This is a genomic window from Comamonas aquatilis (assembly GCF_965139575.1).
GTDB classification, from domain to species: domain Bacteria; phylum Pseudomonadota; class Gammaproteobacteria; order Burkholderiales; family Burkholderiaceae_C; genus Comamonas; species Comamonas aquatilis.
Window position 1 is genome coordinate 26,849 of sequence record NZ_CBCSIW010000012.1, and the last position, 16,914, is coordinate 43,762.

A 16,914-nucleotide genomic window follows, 5' to 3' on the forward strand; every position below is an offset into this window, starting at 1 on the left:
CAAGCTGGTGGTGAAAGGGATTCTAGGAAGCCGTGCGCTGTCTCACCCGCCAATACCCGGGTGATGTAACAGGAAGTTCCTGGTTATTTAGTTATGCGCGCCCGCTGTGCTTGGCTTTGCCAAAAACAGCGGAAAGCTGCCCTGATTAAAGTGTCAAATGCTCTTTATTTTATAGCTTTTGATGCTTTTGAAATAAGGGATTGAAGGCGTTTTGTGTGCAGATGAGGCGCGGACGTCAGAGAAGCTCGTCAGGCAGGTATTCGATCAGCGGCTTGCCGGTGCGCGGGTTGGTGTGTACCAGGGCGCGCACGCCGTAGACCTGGGCGATGGTGTCGGCGGTCAGCACTTCGGCGGGCGTGCCCTGGGCCGCCAGCCGTCCGTTTTTCAGCAGATACAGCCGGTCGCAATAGTGGGCGGCCAGCGGCAGTTCGTGCAGGGCGGCCAGGGTGGTCAGGCCCAGACCGCGGATCAGGTTCATCAGCTCGAACTGGTGGCGCACATCCAGGTGGTTGGTAGGTTCGTCCAGCACCAAAAACGGCGCTTGCTGGGCCAGGGCGCGGGCCATGAGCACGCGCTGCTTCTCGCCGCCGGACAGGGTGCTGAACATGCGCTCGGACAGCGTATGGGCCTGCATGCGCTCCAGCGCCTGGGCCACGATGCGGAAGTCTTCGTCGCTATCGCGTGCAAACGGCGACTGGTGCGGCGTGCGCCCCATCAACACCATGTCGCGCACGCTGAGGTCGAACTCGCTGCTGCTTTCCTGGGCCAGAACGGCCATGACTCTGGCGTTGTCGCGCGCGCTGCCGCGCCAGACGTTGTGCTCGTCCAGCAGCACGCAGCCGCTGTGGGGCCGCAGCGTGCGGTAGATCATGCGCAGCAGCGTGGATTTTCCGCTGCCGTTGGGGCCTAGCAGACCCACCAGCTCTCCCTGCGCCACATGCAGGCTGATGTCCTGCACGATATGGGCGGCAGCAACCTGCCAGTGAAGGTTTTGCGCGTGCAGTGTGCTCATGGCAGCAGCCTTTGCATGCTGCTTTTGCGGCACAGCATCCAGATGAAGAAGGGGCCGCCGACCAGGGAGGTGATGACGCCCACGGGCACTTCCGCCGGTGCAAAGCTGATGCGCGACAGCACATCTACCCAGACCAGAAAAATCGCGCCCACCAGGGCCGAGACCGGCAGCACGCGCCGGTGCTCCGCACCTACCAGCATGCGCGTGATGTGCGGCACCATCAGGCCGACAAAACCTATGGGCCCGGTGAGCGCCACCAGCACGCCGGTGATCAACGAGACCAGTACGAACAGCCAGCGCCGTATGCGCGTGGTGTCCACGCCCAGCGTGGCCGAGGTTTCCTCGCCGGCGAGCAAGGCATTGAGCGCACGGGCTTGCACCAGCAGCAAAGCCATGCCCAGCAGCAGCAGGGCGGCAGGCAGGCCCAGCTCGTCCCAGCGGGTGCCGGCCAGGCTGCCCAGCGTCCAGGCCAGCACCGAGTTGGCCAGCTCGCGCTGATCGGAGGTCAGCACCATGAGGCTGGTCACGCCGCCCAGGCAGTAGGCAATGGCCACACCGCCCAGAATCAGGCGTGACGCCAGCAAACGCCCTCCGGCATGGGCCAGCACATATACCGCCACGCAGGCGGCCAGGGCGCCGCTGAAGGCGCCCATGGGCAGGGCCAGCTCGCCCGCAAAAGCCAGCGCGCCGGAGGCCAGCACCGTGACCGCGCCTACCGTGGCACCGGAGGACACGCCCAGCAGATAGGGGTCGGCCAAGGGGTTGCGCACCATGGCCTGCATGGCCACGCCCACCAGCGCCAGGCCGGCCCCGGCCAGGGCCGCCAGCAGCACGCGCGGCATGCGGATGCGCCAGACGATCTGGTGCTGGGAATGGCTCCAGGTGCCGGGCGCCATGTCCAGCCCCAGCTGCAGGCCGATTTCGTGAGCCGTGATCTGCCAGGCATGCAGCGGCGCGATGCGCACCGGGCCCAGCGTGATGGCCAGCGTCAGGCTCAGGGCCAGCAGCAGCAGCAAGGCGGCCAGCCACCAGGCCAGGTGGCGGCGCTGTAGCTGAAATGCCAGATGGTGGGAGGAATAGTGGCTCATCTCAGGCTTGTATCGGGCTCGGGAGCCGCCACTCGTTCGGGGTGCAGACTGTGGGCCAGCGTGCGCACGCCGGCCACATTGCGGGGGCCGGGGGTGGCTGCGGCAAAGTCCAGCAGCACGAAGTTGCGTTCGCGTATGGCGGTGAGGTGGGCCAGCTCGGGCTTGTTCAGCAGAAACTGCTTTTTGCCATCGGGTGTGGGTCTGTCGTTGTTCACGATGACAATCCAGTCCGGATTGCGCTCGATCACGTCCTCCCAGTTGCCCCGCGTCCAACTGCTGGGCAGGTCCGCAAAGATGTTGCGGCCGCCGGCCGCTTCGATCATGGCGTGGGGCATGGCATAGCGGCCTGCGGTGACCGGGATGTCGGTGCCGCTGTCGTAGAGGAAAACCGAGGGCTGTCTGGCCATGCCCTGCAAGGCCTGGGCGATCTGCTCCAGCTCGGCGCGCTGGCCGTTCACCAGGGCTTGTGCCTGTGCGTCGATGCGGAAAATGCGGCCCAGATGGAGCAGGTCGTCGAAAGTGTCTTGCAGCGATACGCGCTCACGCGCGACCTTGCGTATGCAGGACTCGGTCAGCACATAGCTGGCAATGCCCAGCTCCTGCAATTGCTGCGGAGTGATCTGGCCATCGCGAAAACCATAGGACCAGCCGCTGAAGACAAAGTCCGGCTGGGCATTCAGCAGGGTTTCCAGATTCATGTTCTGGTTAGACAGATCGGGCACCCGGGCCAGCTGCGCCTGCATGGCTGGCGGCAGGCGCTGGATGTCGCGCAGGCCGCCATAGCCCACCAGACGGTCGGCCAGTCCCAGTGCCAGAAACATCTCGGTAATGTTGATGCCGTGGGTGACAGCGCGCTGCGGCACGCGGTCATAGCTCACGGGCTGGCCGCAGACCGGCACCGTGACCGGGGCCACGCTGACGGCCGCCTGGTCCGGCGGCGTCTCTTGCCGCTGCGAGCAGGCCGCAAGCAAAGCGCAGGCCAGGGCCAAGCCCGTGGCGAGGGTCAGGCGAGAGGGGAATACCTTCTTCAAAAATGGAAGCTGACAGCGCATGTGTATTCTCGTTTTCAATGGGTTTTATGCATGAAGTTGAGGAATTTCATGCGCTGCTAGCTATGGCTTTTGCTACTGCGTTCAGAACGTGAATTCGGCCGTCAGATCAAGACGACGTCCCTCGCCCGGATAGGCCTGAGAAGCCCTGGCGTTCGACACCGCCGAGTAGGTATAGAGCTTGTCGCCGAGATTGCGCACCGTCAGGCGGTAGGTGCTGCCGGGCTGGGGGCGCCAGCTCAAAGCCGCATCCCAGACGGTGTAGCCGCCGCTGACGGCCGTATTGGCGTTGTCGGCAAAGCGGCTGCCCACGGCGCGCGCGCCCAGCGATGCCTGCCAGCGGCCGATGCTGCTGTGGGTGGTGTAGTGGGTCCACAGATTGGCGGTGTTGCGCGCCACGTTGCTGGGGCGATTGCCGGAGCGGTCAGCGCCGCCGGCTTCGATCAACTGGTCGTATTTGGCATCGACAAAGGCGTAATTGCCTTCCAGGCGCCAGCTGGGCGACAGGCGCAGCACCGTGCTCAGCTCCAGGCCTTGCGAATGCTGCTTGCCGCCTTGCACCGACAGCAGGCTGTTGTTCGGATCGCGGGTGATGATGTCTTTCTTCTCGATGCGGTAGGCCGCCGCCGTCCACTCGCCCAGACCTTGGCCGAACTGCTGCTTCATGCCGACTTCGATCTGGCGCGCCGTGGTCAGCTTGTAATCGCGATTGGCCAGGTTCAGCGTCAGCACATTGGTGACAGGGTCATGGCCTTGGGAGACCTGGCCGTACAAGCTGGTCTGCGCATTGAGCTTGTGCGTCAGGCCCAGGCGCCAGGCGGTGCCGCCCAAGTTCTTGCCAAACGAGCCGGTTCCGATCAGGTCGTTCCTGTTGAAGTCCGTCAGGTCGCGGCGTATGCCGGCCAGCAGCAGCCAGCGCTCGCTGAGCGTCCAGGCGTCTTCGGCGTAGAAGTCATGCGTGGTGGCTGCCGTGGTAAAGCGCGGGATCATGGCGCTGGTGTTGTCCCAGCCGTGATAGGTGGCATTCACGGGCATCGTGGTGGAGTAGTCAAAGCCGGACGAGGCATAGCCGAATTTGGCTCGGCTCACTTCCCAGCCCACAACCAGCTGGTGGGCGCCGGCCTTGAGCTTGGATTCCAGGCGGTTGCCGGCCTGCTCCAGATCGTGTGTCAGCTCGATATAGTCGCTGCGGGTGATGGTCTGGGCCGCCGGGTTGTAGCGGTAGGCCTCGATATTGCGCCAGTAGCGGTCGGCCTTGAAGTGATAGAGCTCGTTGCTCACGCTCAGCTCATCGTTGATCTGGTACTGCGCCCGGGCGCGCACGCGCTTGTCCTTGATGCGGATGGTGCTGTCGTCGGTGTTGAAGTTGCGGCCCAGCAGCTCGGGCACGATGGCGCCGTTCAAGGTGGGCGTGCCGAAGTAGCGGGCGGGCTTTTCGTCGCTGACATCGGCCAGCAGCTCCACGCGCAGCGCGGCCGTGGGTTGCCAGCGCAGCGTGCTCATCAGCTTGCCGCCGCTGGCGCGGCTCATATCGTGCTCGCCGTTGGTGTAGTGACCATAGGCGTCCACCCGGTAGCTCAGGGTCTCGCTGAGTGCGCCACCCATGCCCAGGCCCAGCTTGGCCGAACCATGCGAGCCGGCACCGAGCAGTACCTCGCGCACCGTCTCGCGCGTGGGCTGCTTGCGCACCACATTGGCCGTGGCTCCCACGGTACCCGAGCCATAGACGATGGAAGCTGGTCCCCGCAGCACTTCCACCCGCTCATAGCCCCAGCTGTTGGCGGGGTAGGGTGTGGTCGACGAGGCCACGCCCAGGCGCACGCCGTCCTCGGCAATGCCCACGGAGTTGGTGCCGGTGAAGCCGCGCGTGCTGAAGGACAGGCTGTTGTAGCTGGTGGCCGACAGCGGCGTCATGCCCACGGTGCGGCCGATGATGTCGGCCATGCGCGAGTCGCCGCGCTCCTGCCAGGTATCGCTGTTCACATGGTCCAGGCTGGCAGGAAGGTCGAGTGTGGCAATGCCGGTCCGGCTGCCGGAGGTGGAAGGCAGGGACAGACCCAGTGCGCCTTCGGGCGATGCCGTGACATGGACGGCGGGCAAGGTGATGGCGGCTTCGGACGCGGGCGTGTCGGCATCGCTGGCCAGGGCCGGTGTGGCGGACAGCGCGCTCAGGCAGGTCAGGAATGCCGCAGCAGCGATGGGATGGAGAGAAGGGGCTCTGGCTGCAAAGTCAGGGTGGTTCATGGAGGTCAACAAAGTGCTGACCATCTGCCTGCAGGTGACATGCCCAGGCCTTGCTGCAGCGCTTTTTGACCGCCGGGCAGGGAAGCAGCCACTTCTGCTCCCCGCAGACGGTCGTTGCAAATACCGCACGCCGGGGGCTTCCCCAGGGGCACGGTGCTCAACAGGCCGGTATCCGGGCTCGCAGATGGCGTGATGCCTGCCATTTCACCTTCCCAATGTCGCCGCGCACCTCGCTGGGAGGCCACGTAGGACATCAGTGGTTTGCCCCTGGGGGCGTGGAAATGGTTTATCTGCTGACCGTTGCGGGGGCAGCCAGGGATTTTCACCCTGTTCCCGTTGAACCCGTGGCCTAAGCCTGGGCACCTGTTGTCGCAATGAAGGGCTGGCAGCGGCCATGCATGGCCAGCCGGTCAACCCGCTTCAAAACGGGCGCAGTATAACGTGTTGGCCTTGTGGCTATACGCAGCTGCGCTCGCCGTCATTCAATCGGCAGGTTCGTCGTCCAGCGCGGCGTCTGCAGCCTTGCCCACGCCTTTGCCCACGATTTTGACCGTGCCAATCGCCGCATCGGCGGCCAGGCCCACAGCCCCTGCTGTGATGCTTACGGCCGTGCCCGCCACGGCCACCACGGCGCAGCCAGACAGGGATAGCAGGCATAAAAAAGCCCCTGCAAGCCATGGCCTGCAGGAGCTCGACAAAGCACGCCCCAGCGAGGAGACACCGAGCCAGAGCCTAAGGCGGCCCCGCCGCCTCGCGGCGAAGGTGTCGTCCCCCTTGGGGGAAGGCGCAAAGCGCCTCAGGGGGGATGGCATCAGTGAATCCGCATGCCGGGAGCGGCACCAGGGAAAGGTTCCAGCACATAGATGCCGGGGTTTGCCTTTTCGTCGGCATGGCTGGCGGCCAGTACCATGCCTTCGGACAGGCCGAACTTCATCTTGCGCGGGGCCAGATTGGCCACCATCACGGTCAGCTTGCCTTGCAGCTGCTCGGGGTTGTACATGCTGCTGATGCCGCTGAACACATTGCGGGTTTTGGGCTGGCCGTTCTCGTCCTTTTCGCCCACATCCAGCGTCAGTTGCAGCAGCTTGGTCGAGCCTTCCACGCTCTTGCATTCGAGAATCTTGGCAATGCGCAGATCGACTTTGGCAAAGTCGTCGATGCTGATGGTTTCGGCCAGCGGCTCGCCGCCCGGGGCGTTGGGGTCGATCACGGGTTCGGCCTTCTTGGCCGCCTTTTTCTCGGCCTTTGCCGGAGCGGCAGCAGGAGCGGCCTGACCTGCGGGAGCTTCAAACAGCGCTTCCAGCTGCTTGGGGTCGACGCGCTGCATCAAATGCTTGTACTCGCCGATCTGGTGGCCTTCTCCCAGAGGCTTGGCCACATCGCCAAAGCTTTCGGGCGGCACGATCAGGAAGTTGGACACTTCGGCGGCCACGCTGGGCAAAATGGGCTGCAGATAAATGGTCAGGATGCGGAAGGCTTCGATGCAGGTCGTGCACACATCGTGCAGGCGCGCTTCCATGCCTTCCTTCTTGGCCAGCTCCCAGGGCTTGTTGGCGTCCACATAGCTGTTGACGCGATCGCACAGCAGCATGATCTCGCGCGCGGCGCGGGCCGTGTCGCGGGCCTCGTAGGCGGCGACGATGGCTGTCTGCTGTTCGCGCAGCGCCGCCAGCAGGGTCTGGCCGTCTTCGCTGATCTGGGTCAGCTTGCCGCCAAAACGCTTGGTGAGGAAACCGGCGGCGCGCGAAGCGATGTTCACGTACTTGCCGATCAGATCGGAGTTGACGCGCAGCATGAAGTCTTCGGGGTTGAAGTCGATATCTTCGTTCTTGCCGTTGAGCTTGGCGCCCAGGTAGTAGCGTAGCCACTCGGGGTTCATTTGCAGCGACAGATACTTGAGCGGATCCAAGCCCGTACCGCGGCTCTTGCTCATCTTTTCGCCGTTGTTCACGGTCATGAAGCCGTGCACGCAGATCTTGGTCGGCGTCTTGCGGCCGCTGAACTTCAGCATGGCCGGCCAGAACAGCGTGTGGAAGGTGATGATGTCCTTGCCGATGAAGTGGTACTGCTCCAGATCGGGGTCGGCCATATAGGCGTCAAAGTTCTCGCCACGGCGGGTCAGCAATTCCTTGAGCGATGCCAGATAGCCCACGGGCGCATCCAGCCAGACATAGAAGTACTTGCCCGGCGCATCGGGAATCTCGATGCCGAAGTAAGGCGCATCGCGCGAGATGTCCCAGTCACCCAGGCCTTCGCTGGTCGTGCCATCGGGGTTGGTGCGCACGCCAAACCATTCCTTGATCTTGGCGGCCACTTCGGGCTGCACATGCTTGCCGTCCTGGGTCCACTCGGTCAGGAACTCCACGCAGCGCGGGTCCGAGAGCTTGAAGAAGAAATGCTCCGAGCTCTTGAGCACGGGCTTGGCACCCGACAGGGCCGAGAAGGGGTTGATCAGATCAGTGGGCGCATAGACCGAGCTGCAGACTTCGCAGTTGTCACCGTACTGGTCCTTGGCGTGGCAGCGCGGGCACTCGCCCTTGATGAAACGGTCGGGCAGGAACATGTTCTTTTCGGGGTCGAAGAACTGTTCGATGGTGCGGGTTTCGATGAAACCGGCGGCCTTGAGGTCGCGGTAAATCTGCTTGGACAGCTCGTGGTTTTCCGGGCTGTCGGTATTGCTCCAGTTGTCGAAGGCGATATGAAAACCGTCGAGGTACTGCTTGCGGCCGGCGGCAATGTCGGCCACGAACTGCTGGGGTGTCTTGCCGGCTTTTTCGGCGGCAATCATGATGGGCGCGCCGTGGGCATCGTCGGCACCGACGAAGTTGACCGCATTGCCCTGCATTCGCTGCGCACGCACCCAGGTGTCGGCCTGGATGTATTCCATGATGTGGCCGATGTGGAAGTTGCCGTTGGCGTACGGCAGGGCGGTGGTAACGAAGAGTTTGCGTGCGGTCATGAGGGAACAGCTTTCACAGAGAGCCTGCCATTTTAGGAGGCCTTGGCACCGGGGCGCGGCAGCGGGTCTTGGTGTGACTCGCCGGTTGGATCGATTGCTATTTAATTGATAGCTTTGGGTGCATTATGCATATGTGCTTGAGGCTTTATTTATCTGAAATCATTCAGATCCGGTTGTCGTAGAGTCTTATCGCTCTGACGGGCCTTTGTGGCGATACATGTCCTGATCGGCCAGCTTGAGCAGGCTTTGCGCATCCTGAGCATCACGCGGGTACAGGGCCTGGCCCACGGAAATGCCCACGGTCACGCTTTCGCCCTCGGGAATACCTTGCAGCTTGGTCAGCGGCTGTTCCAGCGAGGCTTGCATCTTGGCGCGCACGGCTTGCACCTGCTCCTCGTCGCTGACGCCGCGCAAAATGATGACGAACTCGTCGCCGCCCAGGCGGGCGATCACATCATCCTCGCGCAGCAATTGACGCAGGCGCAACGTGACTTCGGTCAGGGCCAGATCGCCGTTGTCGTGGCCCCAGCGGTCGTTCAGGGGCTTGAAACGGTTCAGGTCCACAAACAGCAGGGCAAACGGGGCAGCGCTGGTCTGTCCTGCGCTGGGGCGGGTGAGGGTGGCCAGAATGTGTTGCAGCGCGCTGCGGTTGCTGGCGCCGGTCAGCGGGTCGGTAAACAGGCTGTTGCGCATGCGCTGGAAGTTGTCGGCCAGCTCGCCAATTTCGTCGCGGCGTTGCAGCGCAATCGGGGTGTCGATTTCGCCCTGGCCCACGCGGCGCACGGCACGGGTGAGCGATCGCATGTCATTGGCCACCGTGCCAAAGATGCGTGTGCCTATCAGCGTGGCCACGATCAACGCGACCAGACCCAGGCCCGAACACCATGGCCATATGGCGGTAAACGCCGGCCAGAATGTCCTGGTGCGGCACGGCCACCACGGCCGTCCATTCAAGGCCGGCGCTGTCTGTCACGCGGCGATAGGCGATGCGGATCTGGTGGTGCTGGCCATCGTCGAGCAAGGCGGTGCGCGGCTGTGTTCCAGCTTCGGCGCTATGGGGCAGCGTTTTGATTTCTTCATAGACGGCCAGCGTGAGGGAGTCGCCGCTGTTGGCTGCGGTCATGCGCTCGAGCCTGCCGTCGGCTGTGGCCCGGGTGTTGGCCAGGCCCGACGCGGCAATCAGCTCCCCGCCCGGCTCCATGATGAAGGCGCGGCCGTTGGGTGTGAGTTGCAGCTGGCTGACAAAGGTATTGAGCGCGGCGAGCGATACATCGGTGGCCACCACGCCTTCGAACTGGCCTGAGGCCGACAGCACGCGCCGCGCGCGGGTGATAACTAGATCCTTGATGCCAAAGTCGATATAGACCGGAGTCCAGATAGGGGCCGGCGTCTTCTGGGCCAGCTGATACCAGGGGCGCTGGCGCGGGTCGAACAGCTTGGTTTCGGTGGATTCAAAGACAGGATGGGCGTTGATGCCGTCGAGGCGGTAGTAGCTGCGCATTTCCTCGGCATAGGTTTTCAGGCGCAACTGTGCCTGCGTGCTGTCCAGGCGCTTGAGGCCCATGCCCTGTCCGGCCTGGTTGCCGTAGTACACATAATCGTTGGGCGGGTTGTGCAGCGAGGTGGCAATCCACAGACGGGTCTGCAAGGCCTGCAGCTCGTCACGAATATCGGAGGTGGCGTGCATGCCCTGGGGAAAGGTCGCCTCCAGCACGGCGGCGGAGCCATGCATATGCCGGTCAATGGCCTGGGCAATGCGTTCGGCTTTTTCCTCCATCACCTGCTCGGACAGCGTGGCCACCGTCTGGCTGCCGGTCCAGTACCAGAGCATGCCCAGCGCCGAGGTGAGCAGGGCGATCAGAACCACAAAGGGCAGGATCAGGGAGAGCTTGAGCGAGGTCGAGCCGCGCGCTTTGGAAGGAGCAGGTGTGGGCGATGGAGTCACTGAGCGGACGGTTGGCTGGCCCTTTGAAGGGCGCGTGGAAGATGGATGCTAAAGAATATCTTACTTGCTCAAAGGGTTTTGTTACAAGTCGGTGTGCGCAGCCTGCTTCTCCCAGCCCATGAAGACGGCAATCTCGTCGCGCCGCGCCAGTGCATCCTTGCGGCCCAGGGCCAGCAGCTCGCGGGTATAGCCTTGCTCGAACAGCAGATAGCTGGCCAGGGCGCCATCGCGCTGTGTGCTGCCGTTGCCGCGCACGCCCAGCGTGTTCAGTAGCACGCGCACGGAGCGAGGCAGCTTGTCGATATGGCGCACGGCAATAGCGTCGATGGGCTGTGTCGGCGTGATGGCCAGCAGCTCCACGGGCTTCAGGCGGCTGTGTATGCGCTCGGCAGGCGAGATCAGGGCCAGCGTCTGGTTGATGCGCTCGGCACGCTCTATGTCCACGGCCAGCGTGTCCAGAAAAATGCTGGACAGTGCGTGACCCGCCACCTGGGCCAGCGAGGGATAGCTGGCGTCCGGCAAAGGCCCTTTGGGCGCGGGTTCGCGCCTGCGCCCCGCACCCACGACCAGAATTTTCTCGGCCCCCAGGTGAATGGCCGGGGCCAGCGGCGCCGTCTGGCGCATGGAGCCGTCGCCAAAGTATTCCAGGCGTCCGTCCAGGGGCAGGGCGATGGCAGGAAAGATAAAGGGCAGGGCCGAGGACGCCAGCAAATGTGCTTGGGTCAGCTGGGTCTGAACGGCTTTGCGCTGGTCGCGCACCCAGGGGTCCAGTCCATTGCCGGTTTGAAAGAAGGTGATGTGCTGCCCGCTGCTATAGCTGGAGGTGGTGACGGCCAGGGCATGCAGATGGCCGCCGGCTATCAGAGCGGGCAGGCGCTCGAAGGGCATCAGCTCGCTGGCCATCAGCGCTTGCAGCGGAGCGTTATCCAGCAGGGAGCGCGGATGCATGCGGCCCCAGCGCGCCATGGCCCAACCCAGAGAGAGCAGTGTCATCCAGCGGGCGCCGCTGCGCAGCATGCTCAGCGAATCGGCCTTGTAGATCTGCTCGGTATGCAGATTGCGCCAGACCTGCACCATCTGGCGCACCGCATGGTCGAAATGATCGCAATGGCAGGCCAGGGCCGCGGCATTGATGGCGCCGGCGGAGGTGCCTGCCAGAATGGGAAAAGGATTGGGCGCGTGTTGCTGGCCGCAGGCCCGGCGTATCTCGGCCACGGCTTCCAGCACGCCCACCTGATAGGCCGCCCTCGCCCCGCCGCCGCTGAGCAGCAGGCCCGTACGCGCTGCGGGCAGGGGTGAGGGAGCGAGCGAAGCTGAGGGGGTAAAGGACGCCGTGGCACTCATGGCGTCGAGTGTGCCCGGCTGGCTGCGGTTTGTGTGTGGCAATCTTCCCGTAGATTGTCAACAGGTCTCATCAGGCCGGCGTCCAGTGGATGGCTGCGGCCATCCAGGAAGGAGAAACGGCCGGGCTTTACTTGGCTTTGGCTAGCAGCAAGGCAATTTCAGCGGGGCCCAGCACGGCGATCTGTTGCTGCTTGGCCCAGGCGGCGGCGTTTTCGGTCAGCGGCTGCAACGTGACGTACACGGCGTGGCTGGCTTCCAGTTTTTGCTGCTGTACCTGCAATTCGCGCAGAGGCTCCAGCCCTTGATTGGCGGCTTTCCAGCGCTTGGCCTGCACCACCGTGGTCTGGCCTTTGCGCGTCAGGCGCAAGTCGGCGCCGTTCTGGTTCAGAAATTCCACGCCATAGCCCTCGGCTTGCCAGCCTGCGGCCAGGCGCTGGGAAAACTGCTTCCAGGGCAGGGCGGCGCACTCATCGAGCAATTGCTGGGCCTGGGCGGCACTGGGTGCGCGCAGCTGCTTGTAGGCGGCAATGCAGCCGACGATGAAAAACGGAAAAGCGCCCAGGGCTGCAAACGGAGCGATGTCCTTGGGGAATGCGGCAAACGAGATCAGGGCCACGGCGGCGCAGATCGCAAAGCTGATCCACCAGCGCGAGCGCATCAGGATTGCGAACAAGGAGTTTTCGGCCATCTTCAATTTCACGGGCTGTCTCTCTAAATAGCTATGGGGGGAACGCAAAAGGCCGCATTGTCACCTGTGCACAGGGGGCAGGGCAGCTTGGATAGACTATCTGCCATCCGATGAACCTCTAAAAGCAATGGCCGTTACAGAACAAGCTCTACTGACCGCGCTGTCCAGCGTGCTCGATCCGCATACAGCTAAGGACTTTGTGAGCACGCGAGCCGTGCGCAATGTGCAGATTGTGGGCGATGACGTCTCGTTTGACGTGGAAATGGGCTATCCAGCCCAAAGCCTGCAGCCTGCTTTGCGCAGTCAGCTCATCGCGGCCGCCAAGACGGCAGCTGGCGTGGGCAATGTCAGCGTCAATATCTACACCAAGGTGGCTGCTCACTCCGTTCAGCGCGGCGTGCAACTGCTGCCCGGCGTGAAGAACATCATTGCCATCTCCTCGGGCAAGGGCGGCGTGGGCAAGAGCACGACCACGGCCAATCTGGCGCTGGCGCTGGCCGCCGAAGGCGCGCGCGTGGGCATTCTGGATGCCGATATCTACGGCCCCAGCCAGCCCATGATGATGGGCGTTTCCGGCAAGCCTCCGAGCACCGACGGCAAGACCATGGAGCCGCTGGAGAACTATGGCGTGCAAGTCATGTCCATCGGTCTGCTGGTCAGCAACGACCAGGCCATGATCTGGCGCGGTCCCATGGCCACCCAGGCGCTGGAGCAGATGCTGCGCCAGACCAACTGGAAGGATCTGGACTATCTGTTCGTTGACATGCCCCCGGGCACGGGCGACATCCAGCTGACCCTGGCCCAGCGCGTGCCAATGACCGGCGCCGTGGTGGTGACCACGCCGCAGGACATCGCACTGATCGATGCCAAAAAAGGCGTGCAGATGTTCGAGAAGGTGGGCGTGCCCATCCTGGGCCTGGTGGAAAACATGGCGGCCCATGTCTGCACCAACTGCGGCCATGTGGAACATATCTTCGGCGCCGATGGTGGCAAGAAGATGGCTGCCGAGCAGAGCATCGACTATCTGGGCGCTTTGCCTTTGTCACTGCAGATCCGTCTGCAGGCCGACAGCGGCAAGCCCACCGTGGTGGCCGAGCCCGAGAGCGAAGCCGCGCAGATCTACAAAAAGGTGGCTCGCGATCTGGCGGTGAAGGTGGCGCTCAAGGCCAAGGACTTCTCCAGCAAGTTCCCCACGATCACCGTATCTCAGGGGACTTGAGTCCCCGTTCCCCCTGAGGCGCTGCGCGCCTTCCCCCTCTCTCGCTGCGCGGGAGGGGGACGACACCTTCGCTGCGGGGCGGCCCTTGCTCGGTGTCTTTGAGTTGCGCAATGCGGGTGCGCAGGGCACGATCTCTTTCCAAACTTGCCGTTTTAGGTAACGAGTCTCTATGAACCTGCTGACCTCCATGCGTTATCTGGTGGCGCTCAACGAGCACCGCCATTTCGCAAGGGCGGCGCAGGCCTGTCATATCACGCAGCCTGCACTGTCCAACGCGCTCAGAGCGCTGGAGGCAGAGTTCGACGCGGTCATCGTGCGGCGTGGCCGCGTGTTTGGCGGTCTGACGCCAGAAGGCGAGCAGGTGCTGGCCACGGCGCTGTCCATGCTCAAGGCGGAAGAGGCTTTGCGCCAGGACCTGAGTCTGGGGGCCGGTCAGCTCAAAGGCCGCTTGCGCATGGCGGCCGTGCCCACGGCCATGCCCATGCTCACCCGCTTTGCCGCGCTGCTGCGTGCGCAGCATCCAGGTATCACGCCCATGGTGCTGTCCATGAGTTCGCTGGAGATTGAAACCGGGCTGGAAGACCTGTCGCTGGACCTGGCGCTGGGCTACAGCGATCGCTTGATCGCAAGGGAGAGTGCCCGTATCACCGTCTGGCCGCAGTACCTGGAGCATTACTTTCTGCTCAGCCCAGCGACTGAAAAATCAAGTCAAAAACCTGTCAAGTGGGTGCAGGCGGCCAAGCTGCCGCTATGCCTTTTGACGCCTGACATGCACAACCGCCTGATTGTGGACCACAGCTTCAAGGCCGCGGGCTGCGAGGTTAGCGCCGCCATGGAAACCAATTCCGTGCTCAGCCTGATGATGGCCGTCAGCGACGGCGGTCTGCACAGCGTGCTGCCCGGCGCCTTGGTCGCCACCTTGCCCGAGGCTGCTGCACTGAACGTGCGCCCGCTGATAGCGCCCCAGGTGCAGACGGCGATTGCCTTTCTGACGCAGCCCCGGGAAACCGCCACCCGCGCTTTGCTGGCGGCCATGGCCTTGATGGAAACCGCACAATGGCGTGAGCAATGCATGCGCTTTGCCGGGGCGGTGCGAGACCGCACTTGATTCACCAATTGAATCAGCCCATAGCGCTAAAGAATTTGACGAGCTAAGCGGACGGGGCTGAAATGGGGCCAGAGACACAGGCGCTGCAGCGCCTGCATAAAAAGGTCGCCCCATGCCCCATGAAAAAACCGTGTCGCTGGCTCAGCTTGCGCCGCACAAGCTGACTGCCCAGCAATCCGACACCCTGAACCGCGCTCTGGAACGCTATGCCAGCGAAGCCGGTGGTCTGTTGCCCCTGCTGCATGCCGTGCAGCATGAGCTTGGCCATATTCCCTACGCCGCCGTGCCTGTCATCGCCCAGGCGCTGAATCTCTCGCGAGCCGAAGTCCATGGCGTGGTCAGCTACTACCCGCATTTTCGCGAGCAGCCCCCGGGCAAGACCCTGGTGCAGGTCTGCCGCGCCGAGGCCTGCCAGTCGCGCGGTGCCGATGCCTTGCTGGCCCATGCCGAGCAAACGCTGGGCTGCAAGTCCCATGAAACCCGCGTCGATGGCGCCGTGACGCTGGAGCCCGTGTATTGCCTGGGCCTGTGCGCGCAGTCGCCGGCCATCATGGTCAACGAGCAGCAGGTGCACGGCCATATGACGGCGGCCAGCTTCGATCAGCTGACGGCGCAGTGGTTGCAGCCGGTTATTGAAGAAAAAATGGCTGCAGCGCAGACGGATCATTCGCAAACAGCTATTAATTCGGGAGCGATTCGGGTCTATGTGCCGCGCGATGCTGCGGCGCTGGCCGTGGGGGCGGATGACGTGGCCCAGGCCTTGCTGCGCGAATGCGCGGCGCGCGGCCTGGCCATCGATCTGGTGCGCAATGGCTCGCGTGGTCTGCTGTGGCTGGAGACGCTGGTCGAGGTAGAAACCGCCAGCGGCCGCGTGGCCTACGGGCCGGTCATGGCTGCCGATGTGCCGGCTTTGCTGGATGCCGGCCTGCTGCAAGGCCAGCCGCATGCGCTATGCCATGGTTTGACCGAGCAGATTCCCTATCTGGCCCAACAGGAACGACTCACTTTTTCCCGCGTGGGGGTGATTGATCCGCTGAGCCTGGCGGACTATGCCGCCCATGGCGGCTGGCAAGGTTTGAAGGCCGCCGCCGCCATGGCTCCCGAAGCCGTGGTGCAGCAGGTACTGGATTCAGGCTTGCGCGGTCGCGGCGGTGCGGCGTTTCCGGCGGGTATCAAATGGAAGACCGTGGCTGCCGCAGCAGGTTCGCAAAAATACATTGCCTGCAATGCCGACGAAGGCGATTCGGGCACGTTTGCCGATCGTCTTCTGATGGAAGGCGACCCCTATTGCCTGATCGAAGGCATGGCGATTGCGGCACTGGCCGTGGGCGCTACCCAGGGCTATATCTATGTGCGCAGCGAGTATCCGCATGCGATTGCCACGCTCAACGAAGCCATTGACCGTGCCAGTGCTGCGGGCTGGCTGGGCCGCAATGTGGCGGGCAGCGGCAAGGCGTTCGAGCTGCAGGTGCGCAAGGGTGCGGGCAGCTATGTGTGTGGCGAGGAAACCGCCATGCTGGAGAGCATAGAGGGCAAGCGCGGCATTGTGCGCGCCAAGCCGCCGCTGCCGGCGATTGAAGGCCTGTTCGGCAAGCCCACGGTGATCAACAACGTGATCACGCTGGCTACCGTGCCGGTGATCCTGGCCAAGGGGGCAGCTTTTTACCAGGGCTATGGCATGGGCCGCTCGCGCGGCACCTTGCCGTTCCAGATTGCGGGCAATATTGCGCGCGGCGGACTGGTGGAAAAAGCCTTTGGCCTGAGCCTGCGTGCGCTGGTCGAGGATTTTGGCGGCGGCACGGTCACGGGTCGGCCCATCAAGGCGATTCAGGTGGGCGGGCCGCTGGGCAGCTATGTGGCACCTGCCGACTGGGACGATCCGCTGGACTACGAAGCCTATGCGGCCAAGGGCAATGTGGTCGGCCATGGCGGCCTGGTGGTGCATGACGATGCGGCCAATATGGCGCAGCTGGCGCGCTACGCCATGGAGTTCTGCGCGGTGGAGTCGTGTGGCAAATGCACGCCTTGCCGCATAGGCTCGACGCGTGGTGTGGAAGTCATTGACCGCATCACCAGCAACACCGGCGCCGTGCATGCCGCCAATGTGGCGCTGCTGGAAAGCCTGTGCGACACCATGGTGAACGGCAGCATGTGTGCCATGGGCGGAATGACGCCTTATCCGGTGCGCTCGGCATTGAGCCACTACCCGCAGGACTTCGGCATCAAGTCCGCACCAGCCGCCATGCCCGTCTGAGGAG

Annotated in this window: 13 protein-coding genes and 1 riboswitch; of the genes, 3 read left to right on the forward strand and 10 right to left on the reverse strand. The window is 63.6% G+C overall.

Translation table 11 applies throughout. The features are described 5' to 3' along the window. Positions 1–235 precede the first annotated feature (235 nt). The 10 genes from ACNAZA_RS14390 to ACNAZA_RS14435 all read right to left on the reverse strand — a co-directional run bounded on the left by ACNAZA_RS14390 (position 236) and on the right by ACNAZA_RS14435 (position 12,329). Positions 236–1,012 (reverse strand): ABC transporter ATP-binding protein, encoded by a 777-nt coding sequence (locus ACNAZA_RS14390; RefSeq protein WP_415797237.1) that lies wholly within the window; start codon positions 1,010–1,012, stop codon positions 236–238. Further along, on the reverse strand, positions 1,009–2,100 hold the full coding sequence (locus tag ACNAZA_RS14395; RefSeq protein WP_415797238.1) for a FecCD family ABC transporter permease: 1,092 nt from the start codon (positions 2,098–2,100) through the stop codon (positions 1,009–1,011). The genes ACNAZA_RS14390 and ACNAZA_RS14395 overlap by 4 nt, the downstream gene beginning before the upstream one ends. Beyond that, a complete protein-coding gene (locus ACNAZA_RS14400; protein ID WP_415797239.1) occupies positions 2,097–3,152 on the reverse strand; it encodes an ABC transporter substrate-binding protein in 1,056 nt (351 codons plus the stop codon). The genes ACNAZA_RS14395 and ACNAZA_RS14400 overlap by 4 nt, the downstream gene beginning before the upstream one ends. Before the next feature lie 81 nt (positions 3,153–3,233). Next, on the reverse strand, positions 3,234–5,393 hold the full coding sequence (locus tag ACNAZA_RS14405) for a TonB-dependent receptor (protein WP_415797240.1): 2,160 nt from the start codon (positions 5,391–5,393) through the stop codon (positions 3,234–3,236). Positions 5,394–5,539: 146 nt separating this feature from the next. Further along, positions 5,540–5,775: riboswitch (cobalamin riboswitch) on the reverse strand. Positions 5,776–5,875: 100 nt separating this feature from the next. Next, entirely contained in the window at positions 5,876–6,091 is a 216-nt protein-coding gene (locus ACNAZA_RS14410) for a hypothetical protein (protein WP_415797241.1), read from the reverse strand. A 113-nt stretch (positions 6,092–6,204) separates the two neighbouring features. Further along, entirely contained in the window at positions 6,205–8,352 is a 2,148-nt protein-coding gene (gene metG, locus ACNAZA_RS14415) for a methionine--tRNA ligase (RefSeq protein WP_415797242.1), read from the reverse strand. Between the two features lie 186 nt (positions 8,353–8,538). Continuing rightward, the gene (locus ACNAZA_RS14420) at positions 8,539–9,204 is read right to left on the reverse strand and encodes a GGDEF domain-containing protein (protein ID WP_415797243.1); all 666 of its coding nucleotides are present in this window, start codon (positions 9,202–9,204) and stop codon (positions 8,539–8,541) included. After that, entirely contained in the window at positions 9,158–10,297 is a 1,140-nt protein-coding gene (locus ACNAZA_RS14425; RefSeq protein ID WP_415797244.1) for a cache domain-containing protein, read from the reverse strand. Before ACNAZA_RS14425 ends, ACNAZA_RS14420 begins: the two co-directional genes overlap by 47 nt. A gap of 81 nt (positions 10,298–10,378) precedes the next feature. Further along, on the reverse strand, positions 10,379–11,641 hold the full coding sequence (locus tag ACNAZA_RS14430; RefSeq protein ID WP_415797309.1) for a patatin-like phospholipase family protein: 1,263 nt from the start codon (positions 11,639–11,641) through the stop codon (positions 10,379–10,381). 127 nt (positions 11,642–11,768) lie between these two features. Further along, positions 11,769–12,329 (reverse strand): restriction endonuclease, encoded by a 561-nt coding sequence (locus tag ACNAZA_RS14435; protein ID WP_415797310.1) that lies wholly within the window; start codon positions 12,327–12,329, stop codon positions 11,769–11,771. 127 nt (positions 12,330–12,456) lie between these two features. Here ACNAZA_RS14435 and apbC point away from each other — a divergent pair, with 127 nt between their 5' ends. The 3 genes from apbC to ACNAZA_RS14450 all read left to right on the forward strand — a co-directional run bounded on the left by apbC (position 12,457) and on the right by ACNAZA_RS14450 (position 16,910). After that, a complete protein-coding gene (gene apbC / locus ACNAZA_RS14440; RefSeq protein WP_415797245.1) occupies positions 12,457–13,548 on the forward strand; it encodes an iron-sulfur cluster carrier protein ApbC in 1,092 nt (363 codons plus the stop codon). A 169-nt stretch (positions 13,549–13,717) separates the two neighbouring features. After that, on the forward strand, positions 13,718–14,656 hold the full coding sequence (locus tag ACNAZA_RS14445) for a LysR family transcriptional regulator (protein WP_415797246.1): 939 nt from the start codon (positions 13,718–13,720) through the stop codon (positions 14,654–14,656). 112 nt (positions 14,657–14,768) lie between these two features. Further along, positions 14,769–16,910 carry a formate dehydrogenase subunit gamma gene (locus ACNAZA_RS14450; RefSeq protein ID WP_415797247.1) on the forward strand — a complete coding sequence of 714 codons (2,142 nt, stop codon included), beginning with the start codon at positions 14,769–14,771 and terminating at the stop codon, positions 16,908–16,910. The last annotated feature ends 4 nt before the right edge of the window (positions 16,911–16,914 follow it).